The sequence below is a fragment of the Microbacterium sp. 69-7 genome, assembly GCF_001897985.1.
Classification (GTDB): Bacteria; Actinomycetota; Actinomycetes; order Actinomycetales; family Microbacteriaceae; genus Microbacterium; species Microbacterium laevaniformans.
Genome location: NZ_MKRU01000040.1, coordinates 6,063 through 19,360, shown reverse-complemented (window position 1 = coordinate 19,360; position 13,298 = coordinate 6,063). Strand labels below are relative to the sequence as shown.

At 71.1% G+C, this 13,298-nt stretch carries 13 protein-coding genes and 2 pseudogenes; 9 read left to right on the top strand and 6 right to left on the bottom strand.

The window, feature by feature from the left end; all coding sequences use genetic code 11:
• The first annotated feature begins 143 nt into the window (after window positions 1–143).
• Window positions 144–284, top strand: coding sequence for a hypothetical protein (locus BGN98_RS03980; protein ID WP_197017266.1), 141 nt, complete (start codon window positions 144–146; stop codon window positions 282–284).
• Window positions 285–470: 186 nt separating this feature from the next.
• On the opposite strand, the gene BGN98_RS03975 is transcribed toward BGN98_RS03980, so the two are convergent.
• The 4 genes from BGN98_RS03975 to BGN98_RS03960 all read right to left on the bottom strand — a co-directional run bounded on the left by BGN98_RS03975 (window position 471) and on the right by BGN98_RS03960 (window position 5,558).
• Window positions 471–1,889 (bottom strand): HNH endonuclease signature motif containing protein, encoded by a 1,419-nt coding sequence (locus BGN98_RS03975; RefSeq protein WP_288119712.1) that lies wholly within the window; start codon window positions 1,887–1,889, stop codon window positions 471–473.
• Between the two features lie 185 nt (window positions 1,890–2,074).
• A complete protein-coding gene (locus BGN98_RS03970) occupies window positions 2,075–3,427 on the bottom strand; it encodes an MFS transporter (protein WP_204947806.1) in 1,353 nt (450 codons plus the stop codon).
• Complete coding sequence (locus BGN98_RS03965) at window positions 3,424–3,873, bottom strand: MarR family winged helix-turn-helix transcriptional regulator (RefSeq protein WP_288119708.1); 450 nt, start codon at window positions 3,871–3,873, stop codon at window positions 3,424–3,426. The genes BGN98_RS03970 and BGN98_RS03965 overlap by 4 nt, the downstream gene beginning before the upstream one ends.
• A 65-nt stretch (window positions 3,874–3,938) precedes the next feature.
• Window positions 3,939–5,558, bottom strand: a complete 1,620-nt coding sequence (locus BGN98_RS03960; protein ID WP_288119706.1) for an MFS transporter — start codon at window positions 5,556–5,558, stop codon at window positions 3,939–3,941.
• Between the two features lie 59 nt (window positions 5,559–5,617).
• On the opposite strand from BGN98_RS03960, the gene BGN98_RS03955 reads away from it, so the two are divergent.
• The 3 genes from BGN98_RS03955 (at window position 5,618) to BGN98_RS03945 (ending at window position 8,341) form a co-directional block, all read left to right on the top strand.
• On the top strand, window positions 5,618–6,499 hold the full coding sequence (locus tag BGN98_RS03955) for an alpha/beta fold hydrolase (RefSeq protein WP_288119704.1): 882 nt from the start codon (window positions 5,618–5,620) through the stop codon (window positions 6,497–6,499).
• Window positions 6,500–6,652: 153 nt separating this feature from the next.
• On the top strand, window positions 6,653–7,363 hold the full coding sequence (locus BGN98_RS03950) for a hypothetical protein (RefSeq protein ID WP_288119702.1): 711 nt from the start codon (window positions 6,653–6,655) through the stop codon (window positions 7,361–7,363).
• Window positions 7,364–7,366: 3 nt separating this feature from the next.
• Window positions 7,367–8,341, top strand: a complete 975-nt coding sequence (locus tag BGN98_RS03945; protein WP_288119700.1) for a helix-turn-helix domain-containing protein — start codon at window positions 7,367–7,369, stop codon at window positions 8,339–8,341.
• Between the two features lie 63 nt (window positions 8,342–8,404).
• Here the strand turns inward: BGN98_RS03945 and BGN98_RS03940 are convergent.
• Window positions 8,405–8,653 (bottom strand): annotated as a pseudogene (locus BGN98_RS03940) (putative Ig domain-containing protein); the annotation flags it as partial.
• A gap of 1,171 nt (window positions 8,654–9,824) precedes the next feature.
• Here BGN98_RS03940 and lplAB point away from each other — a divergent pair.
• From lplAB to BGN98_RS03915, 5 genes and pseudogenes are all read left to right on the top strand, one after another.
• Window positions 9,825–10,874, top strand: coding sequence for a lipoate-protein ligase LplAB (gene lplAB / locus BGN98_RS03935; RefSeq protein ID WP_288119698.1), 1,050 nt, complete (start codon window positions 9,825–9,827; stop codon window positions 10,872–10,874).
• Window positions 10,871–11,764 carry a DNA-methyltransferase gene (locus tag BGN98_RS03930; RefSeq protein ID WP_288119696.1) on the top strand — a complete coding sequence of 298 codons (894 nt, stop codon included), beginning with the start codon at window positions 10,871–10,873 and terminating at the stop codon, window positions 11,762–11,764. The genes lplAB and BGN98_RS03930 overlap by 4 nt, the downstream gene beginning before the upstream one ends.
• A gap of 39 nt (window positions 11,765–11,803) precedes the next feature.
• The gene (locus BGN98_RS03925; protein ID WP_288119694.1) at window positions 11,804–11,953 is read left to right on the top strand and encodes a carboxylesterase family protein; all 150 of its coding nucleotides are present in this window, start codon (window positions 11,804–11,806) and stop codon (window positions 11,951–11,953) included.
• Between the two features lie 97 nt (window positions 11,954–12,050).
• A pseudogene (locus tag BGN98_RS03920) lies at window positions 12,051–12,335 on the top strand (carboxylesterase family protein); the annotation flags it as partial.
• A 119-nt stretch (window positions 12,336–12,454) separates the two neighbouring features.
• Entirely contained in the window at window positions 12,455–12,736 is a 282-nt protein-coding gene (locus BGN98_RS03915; RefSeq protein ID WP_288119713.1) for a hypothetical protein, read from the top strand.
• Here the strand turns inward: BGN98_RS03915 and BGN98_RS03910 are convergent.
• On the bottom strand, window positions 12,709–13,298 hold a 590-nt coding region (locus BGN98_RS03910; RefSeq protein ID WP_288119693.1), incomplete at its 5' end, for a YdcF family protein. The two genes, BGN98_RS03915 and BGN98_RS03910, sit on opposite strands and share 28 nt — an antisense overlap.

Below are 13,298 nucleotides of genomic sequence, written 5' to 3'. Positions count from 1 at the left end.
ACGACCACGCAAAACGCTCGGCTATCTGACACCATCGGAGAAGTTCACAGAACTCGTTGCGACCACCGGTTGAATCCGCCAGGTCTCGCAGCTGTTCGAGCTCTCCGTCGATCACGCCCGCTGCGCGTGCCTGGATCAGGACGTTGCCGGCCGACGCCCTGGCAGAGTTCTTCCGCGGCTACGTGCGGGGGTACGACCTCGACGCGCTCGAGCAGCTGCTCGACGCGCGCGCCGCCGAATCCCTCGCGAGCGGCGAGGGTTCCGGCCCGGCTGCCACGTCGTGAAGCGGGGTCCCTTCCGCGACGGCTGGACGTCGGCCCGAGCAGCGTGCACTCCGGGTGCACCCTGGGACGACGTCGTGTCGGAGTCGCTCGCGGGCCCGTCGCGTCTGACCCACGACGCGTGTGCGCTCGCCGTGGTGCGGGTCGTCGCAGGAGCGTCGACTGCTCGCTGACCTGTGCCCACCTCGCTCAGAACGGGGGCGGATCCTCGGTCGCGGGAACGAACCTCACCAGTGACGGTGGCCGGTCGGTGTAGCGGCGCCCCGTGGGGCCGGTCCACTCGAGTGTTCCGCCACCGAGATGGCGCACACGCCAGGCGGTGTGATGTTTCATCGTGTGGTGGCGTCGGCAGAGGTGCGCCAGGTTCTCGTGGGCGGTCGCGCCGCCGTCTGCCGCTGCGGTCGTATGGTCGCGGTCGCATCCGTGGGCCGGCCGGGTGCAACCGGGCGCGCGGCACCGTTCGTCGCGCGCGGCGAGGTAGCGGGAGAGTTCCGCGCTGGGGCGATAGCGGTCGACGGCGACCGGGATACCGGTGTGCGGATCGGTGAACACACGATCCCAGCCGGGCGCCAGTCCCGCGAGTCGGCGGGCGATCGCCGGGTCGATGGGGCCGTGACCTGCGAGCATGGCAGGTCCGCCCGCCGGGTCTCCGGCGAGGGTCAATGCGGGGACCGTCACCTGGATGCGGGCGCGGATGGCGTCCAGGCCCGCACCGGTGGCCGTCGTCGATGGTGCTGCGGTCAGCAGGAGGTCGCCGAAGACGTCGGCGCGGACCTGCGCGAGGGTGCGGCGCTCCGCGTCGGCGGATCGGCTGGTGACGACGGTGTCGGCATCGTCGCCTCGGGCTCGCCGGGGCTCGCCGCACGCATCCTTGGAAGTGTCGGTGTCGGTGTCGGTGTCGGTCCGGTCGACGATCGTCCGAGCGCGTGTCGTGAGCGAGTCGTAGATCGCGTACGCGATCGGCGCGGGCAGATCGGCGATGAGTCTAGCCATGCCGTCGTCGAGGTCGAACAGGCGCACGGATCGCTCGTCCGTTGCCCGGTGCACGGCGTCGTCGAACGCCGCCGGGTCGATGGTCGCCGCGATGGCTTTCGCCGCCTGGGTCATTCGCGAGGGAGATTCCGTCCGTGCCGCCTCGAGCGCGAGGGTTTCGAAGCGGGCGCGATCCTCGCTCGTCCGCAGCACCGCGCCCGCTCGCGCGATGGCCCAGGCATGGCTTGCGTCGATCTCGCCGTCGGCCCATGACGCGTGGGTGCGAGGAAACAGCGTGGTCAGCAGATACGCCTCGGACATCCGTCGCTGCACGCCCCGGTCTGAGGCGCGCATCGCCATGCCCAACTCCAGCGCCACTTCCCGAAGCGGCAGGTCCGCGTCGCTCGACCGGAGGGGTGAGCTGCCCCGCTGCTGAGCTTCTTGTCGCAGCAACGCGGTCCGATCCGCGACCAGTCCGACCGCGTCGGCGAGAAGTCGAGCTTCCTCGGCCTGGACTTCGGCTATCCGCCGCCGCGCATCCACCACATCGGCGACCAGCCGGTCCAGCGCCGGCCACGGCGTATCGAGCATGCGGCCGATGTCGGCCACGTCTTCCCGCTGCGCGCTCACGTGCATCATCCCCTCGCTCCGGACAGGCCGGAGCGCAGAACCCGCATCAGGATCGGGGGGATACGCGGGGCTTCTCTCCTTCGATAATAGAACAAAGATTCGAATACTGCAATGGACATTTCGCACACGTCGTGATCCGCGACGGGGTGCGATGCATGATGGGTGGCGGCAGAGGCCGATTCGTGGTGGTGCTACCGCCGTGTCGGATCGGGCAGCGAGATCGGCGTCGTTCCCGCCACCTCGTCGCTGAACTCCTCCGGGGTCACGATCGACAGGGGCCGGGTCTCGTCCAGCGAGAGGGCGAAGCGGCGCGACTCGTGACGGTGCAGGCGCCCCGACCACAGCAGCCATCCGAAGCCGCCGGCGAAGGCGACGAATGCCGCCGCGGCCCCCAGCAGGATGGCGGCACGCGCCCCGTACTCCGCGGCCACCCAGCCCACGATGGGCGCGCCGATCGGCGTTCCGCCCATGAGGATCGCCATGTACAGGGCGAGCACGCGCCCGCGCAGCGCCGGATCGGTCGTCGTCTGCACGTAGCCGTTCGCCGTCGTGAGCGTCGTGACGACCGAGAACCCGGTGAACATCAGCGTGATGGCGTACAGCCAGTAGTCCGGCATGAACGCCGAGACCGTTCCCGCGACCGCGAACATGCCGGTGCCCACGATCACGAGACGCATCCGCGCACGATCCCGCCGGGCGGCCAACAGGGCCCCGGCGAGTGAGCCGATGGCCAGGATCGAGCTCAGCAGCCCGTAGCCGTCGGCATCCCGTCCGAACTCCAGGGCCATCGTCGAGGCGAAGATCGGGAAGTTCATGCCGAACGCGCCGAGCAGGAACACCATCACGAACGTCACCATGAGGTCGGGGCGGCTGCCGACGTAGCGGAAGCCGTCGGCCAGACGCGATGCCCCGGGCGCCGTGATGCGCGGCACGAGTTCCTCGGAGCGGATCAGCCGCAGAGCCACGATCATCGCGAGGAACGTCACCGCGTTGATCAGGAACACCCAGCCGGTGCCGACCGCGACGATCACGACGCCGGCGGCGGCGGGCCCGATCATCCGGGCGCCGTTGAAGGATGCCGCGTTCAGTGCCACCGCGTTCGAGGCGTTCTCGCGGTCGACGAGATCCGACACGAACGCCTGGCGCGTCGGGTTGTCGAACGCCGCCACGAGACCCAGCGCGAAGGCGAAGACGTACATGAGGGGAAGCGTCATGACGCCGCTGAGGATCAGGATGCCGATGGTCGCCCCGAGCACGAGAAGCGAGCTCTGCGTCACCATCAGCAGCCGTCGCCGTTCGAAGCGGTCGGCGACCCAGCCCGTCACGCTCACCAGCAGCAGGGGAGGCGCGAACTGCAACGCCATCGTCACGCCCATCGCCCCCGCGTCGTTGTGCGTGAGCTGCGTGAGCACGACCCAGCTGAGCGCCGTGGCCTGCATCCACGCGCCGATGTTGGACACCAGTGCGCCGATGAACCAGACGCGGTAGTTGAAGACCGAGAAAGAGCGGAACATCGCATTCGACGCGCGGGTGGGCGAACTCATCGGGCTGCCACCTCCCGCATCAGCTCGGCGGCGGAGCGCAGCAGCTCGCGCTGCGACGCCGTCAATGCGGCCAGGGCGTCTTCGAGCCACGAGTCGCGGCGCCGGACGGTCTCCTCCACGACCGCGCGACCCGCGTCGGTGAGCGCGATGTTGACCTTGCGGCGGTCGTCGGCGTCGGTCGTGCGCGTGAGGTAGCCCGATTCCTCCAGGCCGTTCACCGTGCGGTTCATCGACGGCGCCGACACGCGCTCCCGGTCGGCGAGTTCGCCGAGGGTGTGCTGCCCGTGCACCGACAGAGCGGCCAGCACGGCGAACTGCGCGTCGCTCATGGTGTCGACCGCCCGCTGGGAGCGAAGTCGTCGCGCCAGACGGAAGGTCGCCATGCGCAGTTCGGCGGCGGGTGCGGAGAGGTCGGGTGCGGCGGGGGCGGGCGTCTCGGGGCTCATGCTGATACTTAGCATAGCTCATTAGTCATGCTAAGTATCGGGGATGCGGCTGTCGCCGCCGATCCTCAGCTCTGCACGGACGGCTGCGCCGCGTCGGTCTCGTCGCGCCGCCGCTCGCGGCCCAGCGGAATCGTCGCGAGCAGTCCCACCACGAGGAAGCCTCCGGCGGTGAACGCCGACAGCCGTGTCGCGTCGGAGAACGCCGCCTTCGCGTCGGCGGCGATCGGCGCGGTCGCCGGGTTCGCAGCGAGGACGGCGATGGCCCCGCCCGAGCTGTCGACCACCGCCGACACGATCTGATCGCGCTCCTGTGCCGGCAGTCCGCGATCGTCGAGGGATGACGACAGGATGCCGGCGGTGCCGGTGAACAGCACGGTTCCGAGGATCGCGATGCCCAGCGCCGATCCGACCTGACGGGCCGTCGACTGCGTCCCCGACCCCTGCCCGGACAGCTCGACCGGCACGTCCTGCAGGAGGACCCCCGTCAGCTGCGCCGTCGCGAGGCCCACGCCGAAGCCGTAGACGAACAGGGCGGGCAGCAGCCAGAGCCAGGCCGACTGCGTCCCGGCATCCCAGCCGACGACCAGGCCCGCTGCGACCACGCCCACGATCTCGGCGACGAGGCCGGCGCGGACGATGAGCACGGCGCTGATCTTGCCGCTGGATGCGCCCGCGAACCCGCTGGCCACGAACGAGCCCGCGGCCAGCGCGATGAGGATGAGGCCGGTCTGCAGGGCGTCGAATCCGAGCGCGAACTGCAGCCAGAGCGGCAGGGACAGGATGATTCCGAATTCGCCGAGTGCGACGACGAGGGCGGCGATGTTGCCGCTGCGGAAGGTCGCGATGGAGAAGAGGCGGGGATCGAGCAGGGTCGGACGTCCTCGATGTGCCTGGTGCCGCGACCACGTCACGAAGCCCATGGCCGCGAGCAGCGCCATCGCGAAGGCCACCGGCACGGGCGAGACGGAGAACGGCCAGCTCCAGCCGCCGATGGTGAAGGGGTCGTTGAGCTCCCACCATCCGAGGGTGCGGCCTTCGATCAGGCCGAAGACGAGGGCGCCGAAGAGGATGACAGACAGGACGGCGCCGATCGCGTCGATCACGGGAGCGTTCTTGGCGCGCGACTCGCCCACCGCCCACAGCACTCCGATCGCGATGATGACACCGAGCGGGATGTTGATGCCGAAAGCCCAGCGCCACGAGAACGAGGTGGTCAGCCAGCCGCCGAGCAGGGGGCCGACGGCCGCCATGCCGCCGATCGTCGATCCCCAGACGGCGAAGGCGATGCCGCGCTCGCGACCCTGGAAGGTCGCGTTCAGCAGCGACAGCGTGCTCGGCAGCATCATGGCACCGCCCACGCCCTGGATGAGACGCGCGAGGATCAGCAGGTCGCCCGTCGGTGCGAACGAGGCCAGCACCGATGCGCCCGCGAACAGGGCGCCGCCGATCAGCAGCAGCCGTCGCCGTCCGATGCGGTCGGCCAACGACCCGAACAGCAGCAGCAGCGAGGCGAAGACGAGGGTGTATGCCTCCTGCACCCACTGCACCTGGGTGGAGGTGATGCCCAGGTCGTCCACGATCGCCGGAATCGCGACGTTGACGATGGTCGAGTCGACGATGATGAGCGCGACCGCGAGGCTGATGAAGACCAGACCGATCCAGCGGCGTGACGTGACGTCCTTCATGAATGGCTAGCTTATCTAGCAATATCCGGAATGCCAACCACCGGTCCTAGACTCGGGCCATGGCAGCAGCGCGGCGCGAGGAACGTTCCTTCATCGATCCTCACGGCATCCGCATCGTCTACGACCTCTACGAGCCCGACGGCGGCGCCCCGCCCGTGCGCGGCGCCGTGCAGATCCTCCACGGCGTCGGGGAGCACGCCGGCCGCTACACGCACGTCGCCGAGGCCCTCACAGCCGCAGGATTCCTCGTCTACGCCGACGATCACCGCGGACACGGGCGCACCGGCCTGGAGCAGCACGGCGGTGATGCGAGCCGGCTCGGTCGACTCGGCCCCGGTGGGCTGAGGGCTGCCGTCGCGGCCTGCGCACAGCTGAGCGGCATCATCCGCGCCGACCACCCCGAGCTGCCCCTCATCCTCATCGGGCATTCGTGGGGCTCGTTCCTCGCGCAGATGCTGCTCGACCGGCATCCGCGGGACTACGACGCGCTCGTCCTCACCGGCTCGGCGCTGCGCTGGCCGGGATCCCTGAACTCGGGTGACCTCAACGCGCCGTGGGCGGGGCCCGAAGCGATGGGCTCAGAGTGGCTGTCCTCCGACCTCTCGGTCGGCCGCGCATTCCTCGACGACCCGCTGACCACCTCGGAACCGCTGGCGAGGCTTTTCGGGCCGCTGGACACGCTGCGGCTGATCGGCAAGCCCGCGAAGAACCTTCCCCGCGACGTCTCCGTCCTGCTCATGGTCGGCCGCGACGACACGGTCGGCGGCCCCCGCAGCATCCATTGCCTCGCCGAGGCCTACCGACGGCGCTCCGGGCTGACCGACGTGACGACGCTCGTCTACCCCGACATCCGTCACGAGGTCTTCAACGACGTGACCCGCGACCAGGTGATCGCCGACGTGATCGCATGGATCGACCGGCACCTCCCGCCCTCGGGATAACGCCGCGCAGCGATCTTCGTGCGCGTCGACGCGTGGGGGAAACGGATGATTTCCGCATCGCGTGGGGTCTCCCCGTTTCGCGGCGCGCGCTCCCGTGTCAAGATTCCGGCAGAATCCGGCGTGACCGCCGGTCAGTGCGGAGGAATGCGCGCGGTGGCGAGGAGCACGGACCGCGACCGTGAGCAGGCTCGGGTCGCTCTGGATGCGACGCTCGTGAGCGTCTTCTCCGGCGACGCTGCGGATCATCTGTCCCGCCTGCAGGGCATGCTCGACACCGTGGGCGCCGACCCCGATGCGGCCGAGTCGCGAACCCGGCTCGCCGTCGCTGCCGCGATGGCCGCGGTCATCGCCTGTCGGTTCGACGTCGCCGCGGACTATGCCGCGTGCGCGACCGATGCGGCCGTCGGCCTGTCGGCGGAGCTGACGCGCATGGTGGGCGCCCTCGTGCTGATGACCGACGCGATGGCGGGGACGGCGAATGCGTCTCGACGGGGGATCACGCTGCCCGCGCTCCTGCCCGGCGACTCCGGTCCGCGCCGCACGAGCGTGCGTGCCCGCCGCGATGACCTGCTGACGCGGTATCTCCTCGCCGAAGCCGCGCTCAGCGTCGCCGAATTCGACGTCGCCGAGCAGCTGATCGAGGGTGCCGGGCTCGCGCCGGGGCAGGTGAGCGCCCCTACAGGCGACGGCGAACCCGATGCGACGGGCGCGCCGCCGGCGCGCATCGACGGCGCCGCGCTGACCCTCCAGCTTCTGCGAGCGCGGCTCAGCGCGTTCCGGGGGCGCGCCGCCGCGGAGGTGCTCGCCCGTGCGCGCGACGACGCGAACTATCTGAGCGTCGGCTCCTGCCTCTACGTCGGTTAGGGCATGCGCACGCTCGGCCAGCTCCAGGCCTCCGCCGCGCTGCTCACCGCGATCGGCGGTCCCGGCCTCGCGCGCTGCAAGCTGTGGGATCGCGCCTTCGCGTCCGAGATCATCATCACCGCCGCTGCTCAGCGCGGTGATCTCTTGCGCGCAGAGGAGTTGCTCGCCGAGGCGACAGCCCTCAGTTCGCACCTCGTCGCAGCCTCCGCGGTCACCCGTGCGCGCGGAGCGATCGCGGCGATGCGCGGACGGCTCGAGGAGGCGAGAGCCCACGCCGTCGCGTCGGTCCATCTCGACGAAGCGGTGGGTTCCGACATCGAGGCTCTGCGCGGGCGGCACCTGCACGCGAGTCTCGACCCCGACACCCGCCGCGCTGCCGCAGCCTTGCGCCGCATCGCGTCCGAGGCCGATCGGTTGGGGATCGAGTCGGTGAGGGCGCTCGCGGCCCGCGACTGGCGGCGCCTGTCGGCGAACGATCCCTCGATCGTCGGGGACATCAGCGTTCTCAGCTCACGGGAGCGCGAGATCGCGGCGCTGATGGCGGAAGGGCACAGCAACCCCGCGATCGCGAGGTTGCGATTTCTGTCGCTGGGCACCGTGAAGTCCCACGCCGCCGAGGTGCTGGCCGTCCTGGGGTTGCGCTCGCGTGTCCACCTCGCTGCCCTGCTCGCGCCGGTCGGCGACGAGGATGCCGCGGCGCATCTCAGCCCGCGCCAGGCACAGGTCGCCCGGCTGATCGCGGCCGGATTGCGCAATGCCGAGATCGCCAGTCGGCTCGGGCTCAGCGAGCGTACCGTCGAGAAGCACGTGTCCGCCGTGCTGGACCGTCTGGATGTGACCTCACGCGCCGCCGTCGCGGCGCGTGTGCCGCACGAGGCGGCGTCGCGTGAGAAGGACGCCGCCTCCGGCGAGCAGCATCACTCCGACGCCGAGGACGGGGCCGTTCACCGCACCGCCGCTGTCCGCGAGGCGGTGTGAGTCGCTCTCACCGTTCGCGGGCGCGGGCGCGGCCGCGGCCGGTGCGGCGCCGACGGCGATAGTCCACGTGGTCGTCGCCGCCGCCCCGTCGGACGATGAGGCCGTGATCGTGTAGGCCGTCGCGGGGCCCTCGAGGCTCGGTGTGCCCGAGACCGAGCCGGTTGCCGGATCGAGCGTCAGAACGGCCGGCAGGGCCGGCGTCGCGGCGTAGGTCACCGGCAGGTCGAACCCGGATGCCGTGAGCATCGCGGAGAACATCGCGCCGACGGTCGCATTCGCCGCGGGAGCCGTCACCGCGGGGTCCGCGAGCATGGCGATGCCTCCCGGCACGTGCGCGTCGGCGACCCACACGCGTGCGCCGGACGGCGAGACGGCGATCGCCGCCGCGCTCGTCTCGTCGATGGCGAACGACGTCTCTGCGGTACCGGTGACCGGGTCGACGACGGTGACGGTGTTCGCGCCGACCACGTAGAGCGCGGATCCGTCGGGGCTGTACGCGACCCGCGTCGCGGGCACGGCGGACACCGTTGCGCTGACGCTGCCGAAGCCGGGCGAGGTGGGATCGACGTCCACGAGGAAGACCAGCCCGTCGATGGGGGAGGTGACCGCGGCCTGCGCGCCGTCGGGAGACAGCGCGACGTCGTACGCGCCGGAGCTTGCCGGCAGGGTGATCGCCGTCGTCGGCCCGGTGGGGGCGAACGGGCCGTCGAACAGGTACAGAACGCCCACCGCGCCGGCCGTGCCTGCGAGCAGGAGCGGGTTGTCGTTGCCGTTTCCCGCTCCGACGGCGACGCGGCCGAGCGTCGAGGGCGTCGCGGTCCCGAGGGGGATCGGGCTGATGGTGCCCGCCCCGACGTTGACGCGGTAGATCGCGCTCGGGCTCACCGCGCTCGGCACGACCACGATGCTCGGCCCGTTCGCAACCGCCGCCAGCGCCCCGAAACCGGTACCGAGAAGTGCGCTGACCGCGTCGACGCTGCCGTCGCCGTGAACGAGCGAAACCCAACCGTCGTCGGTGACCACGTAGGCGCCGGTGTCGTCGGGAGCTGTGGCGAGATCCGTCGGCACGCCGAGCCATGCCGGCGGCGACGAGGTCGCTCCTGTCATCGCGTTGGTCGCGGTGTCGATCAGGCCGACGGCATCCGACCCGTCGACGACGAACGCCACGCCGCCCGATGTCGACAGCGTCATCGCCGTCACCCCTCCCGCGGCGCCGCTCACGGACGCGACGACGTGCACCGCGGACGAGCTCGCCGCCGCCGGGGCCCCGCCGAGGGTCACGGCCACCCCCACCGAGAACAGGGCGGCGGTCACGGCGGCGAGCGGTGCGACGGCGCGCCGGGCCGGGCGGGGCGAGAGGGCGGGGCGGACCGAGAGAGGGGGCACCCCGTCATCATCGGGTGGAGCGTGCGGCGCGTATATGGGTGGACGGAGTGATTCCGGCGTGCGCCGGAGGGCTGTCCCGACCTCGTACGCTGGAGTCATGCACGGGGAGTACAAGGTTCCGGGCGGCAAGCTCGTGGTCGTCGACCTCGAGGTCGACAACGGACGCATCGCCGATTTCCACCTCGCGGGCGACTTCTTCCTCGAGCCCGATGACGCCCTCGCCGACATCGACGCCGCCGTCACCGGGCTTCCCGTGGAGACGGATGCCGCGGGCATCGCGGCCGCCGTCCGCGGGGCCCTGCCCGAGGGTGCGCAGCTGCTCGGATTCACGCCGGAGTCGGTCGGTACGGCCGTGCGCCGGGCGCTCGTGACCGCTCCCGGTTGGCGCGATTTCCCGTGGGAGGTCGTGCACGAGAAGGCGGTCTCGCCCGCCATGAACCTCGCCCTCGACGAGGTGCTCACGACGCGCGTGGGCGATGGCCGACGCAAGCCGACCCTGCGCATCTGGGAGTGGAACGAGTCGGCCGTCGTGATCGGCTCGTTCCAGTCGTACCGCAACGAGGTCGACCCCGACGGCGCGGCACGGCACGGATTCGACGTCGTGCGGCGCATCTCGGGCGGCGGCGCCATGCTGATGGCCGCCGGTTCGATCGTCACCTACTCGCTCTATGTGCCCGCATCGCTCGTCGCCGGCCTCACCTTCGCGGACTCCTACGCGTTCCTCGACGACTGGGCCCTGCAGGCGCTGCGCTCGCTCGGCGTGGATGCCGTGTACCAGCCGCTCAACGACATCGCCTCGCCGGCCGGAAAGATCGGCGGCGCCGCGCAGAAGCGGCTCGCGAACGGCGGCGTGCTGCATCACGCGACGCTGTCCTACGACATGGACGGTCAGGTGATGACCGAGGTTCTGCGCATCGGCCGCGAGAAGCTCAGCGACAAGGGCACCGTCTCTGCGGCCAAGCGCGTCGACCCGCTGCGGAGCCAGACGGGACTGCCGCGCGAGGCGATCATCGAGCGATTCATGCAGACGTTCTCCACGCTCTACGGCGCCGAGCCCGGTCATATCACCGAAGAGGAATACGCCGAGGCCGAGGCCCTCGTCGAGGAGAAGTTCTCCACCGACGCCTGGCTGCACCGCGTTCCGTGACCCACGCACCGGCACCCGGCACCGTCGACGTTCCCGGCGCCGTCGAGATCCACCACGGCGACAACCTCGCGGTCGCGCATGCTCTGCCGGATGCCGCGTTCACCCTGATCTATCTCGACCCACCGTTCAACACGGGGCGTCTGCAAGGCAAGGCGATCGAGTCCGCGGACCGCAGCGGCGTGCGCGGCGAGGTCAAGACCGGCTTCCGGGGCACGAGCTACGCGCGCCTGCGCGGCGATCTGCGCCGCTACGACGACCGGTTCGACGACTACTGGGAGTTCCTCGAGCCGCGCCTGCGCGAGGCGTGGCGGCTGCTGGCCGACGACGGCACGCTGTACGTGCACCTCGACTACCGCGAGGCGCACTACGCGAAGGTGCTCCTCGACGCGCTGTTCGGCAGGGAGTCGTTCCTCAACGAGCTCATCTGGGCCTACGACTACGGCGCCAAGAGCCGCCGCCGGTGGCCCACGAAGCACGACACGATACTGGTCTACGTGAAGGATCCACGCGGGTACTGGTTCGACTCGGATGCCGTCGACCGAGAGCCTTACATGGCCCCCGGGCTCGTCACGGCCGAGAAGGCGGCCCGGGGCAAACTCCCGACCGACGTGTGGTGGCACACGATCGTGCCGACCAGCGGCCGCGAGAAGACGGGCTACCCCACGCAGAAGCCCGAAGGCATCCTTCGTCGGATCGTCCAGGCGTCCAGCCGACCCGGTGACCGCGTGCTGGATCTGTTCGCCGGCAGCGGCACCACGGGGGCGGTGTGCAGCGCACTGGGGCGAGACGCCGTGCTCGTCGACGACAACCCCGAGTCCATCGCGGTGATGCGCCGGCGCATGCCGCATGCGCGCATCGTGACGGCCGAGCCGCGACCGCCCGTGCCGTGATCGACTCCGGCCCCGATCGGGCCGTGCCATGATCCGACCGTGCAGAGCGATCCCGAGATCCTGATCACCGCCGGACGTGTGCGCGGTCGCTGGCGGACGGCGGCGGACGGGAGCCGTTCGGCCGCGTTCCTCGGCATCCCGTTCGCGGAGCCGCCGGTGGGAGAGCGGCGCCACGGCGCAACGCGGTGACCCCGGGATCACCCTCATCCCCGAGCCCAGCATCCCCGACGACGGCACGCTCAACGTCAATGTCGTCACGCCCGACCCGGGAGCCGCCGGGCTTCCGGTGCTCGTGTGGATCCACGGCGGAGGCTTCTTCTCCGGCTCGCCCGCCAGCCCCTGGTACGACGGCCGTGCCTTCGCGCGCGACGGCGCCGCGACCGTGACCATCTCGTACCGCCTCGGCGTGGACGGTTTCGGTCACATCGACGGGGCGCCGTCCAACCGCGGCGTGCGCGACTGGCTCGCGGCGCTGGAGTGGGTACAGGAGAACATCGCCGCCTTCGGGGGCGATCTGGCCCGCGTGACGATCGCCGGCCAGTCGGCCGGAGGTGGTGCGGTGCTGACCCTCCTCGGGATGCCGTCGGCACAACACCTGTTCCACCGGGTGTGGTCGCTGTCTGCCGCTCTCGGCGATGTGGAGCCCGAGCGCGCTCGGGCGCTCACCGCCGCGGTGCGGCGCCCACCTGGATGTACCGATTCTCGTGGCCGTCGGGGCGCTTCGGATTCGCGGAGCACTGCCTCGACGTGTCCTTCTTCTTCGACTGTCTGGATGCCGAGGGCATCGCGTCGCTGGCGGGCGATGCGCCGCCCCCGCAGCTCGCCGACGCGGTGCACGCCGACGCGGTCGCGTTCGTCGCCGGCGGCGATCCCGGACGGACCCGGTGGAGTGCGGCGCAGGCGGCGCGGATCTACGACGTACCGGTCTCGGAGCGGGTCGGCGCCTACGCCTCGGTGGCGCCCCTGCGCTGAGCACCCGAGACGGCGTCCTCGCCGGCGCGCACGCCGATGACCGCTCGGTTCGCGACGGCCATGGCGGCGGCGCGGCCGGCCGAGCGCGCCGCGACGAAATCGTAGAAGGTGAGCGCGAGTCGCAGGGGGCCGAGCTCGAGCGGGCGGAAGTCGCGGGTGCGGCGAAGACGCGCCCACAGGTGCGGATCGAGCTCGCGCAGGTAGCCGCGGGCGCGGTGGGCGTGCGCCGTGTTCGAGGCGATGCGGATGGTGCGGGCCTCCCGCAGCCACGGCAGGCTGAACGACAGGTTCTCCCGTGTGCTCTCGGCCGCCGACTCGATGGCGACGGCATCCGGCGGCACGCCCAGACGAACAGTCGCGTGACGCGCCATCACCGCCGCCTCCGGTTCGGTTCCGCGTACGGTGCCGCCGGAGAAGACGAAGAGTGCGTCGGGCGGTGCCGAGCGCACCGCGATGCGCGTCCGCCATGCCTGCAGGGCGTTCAGTCGACCGTCCGCCCGCGAGCGGAAGCCGAGCACGAGCACGACGTCGCGCCCGCTGGCGGGGCCGGCGGTGGGGGCCG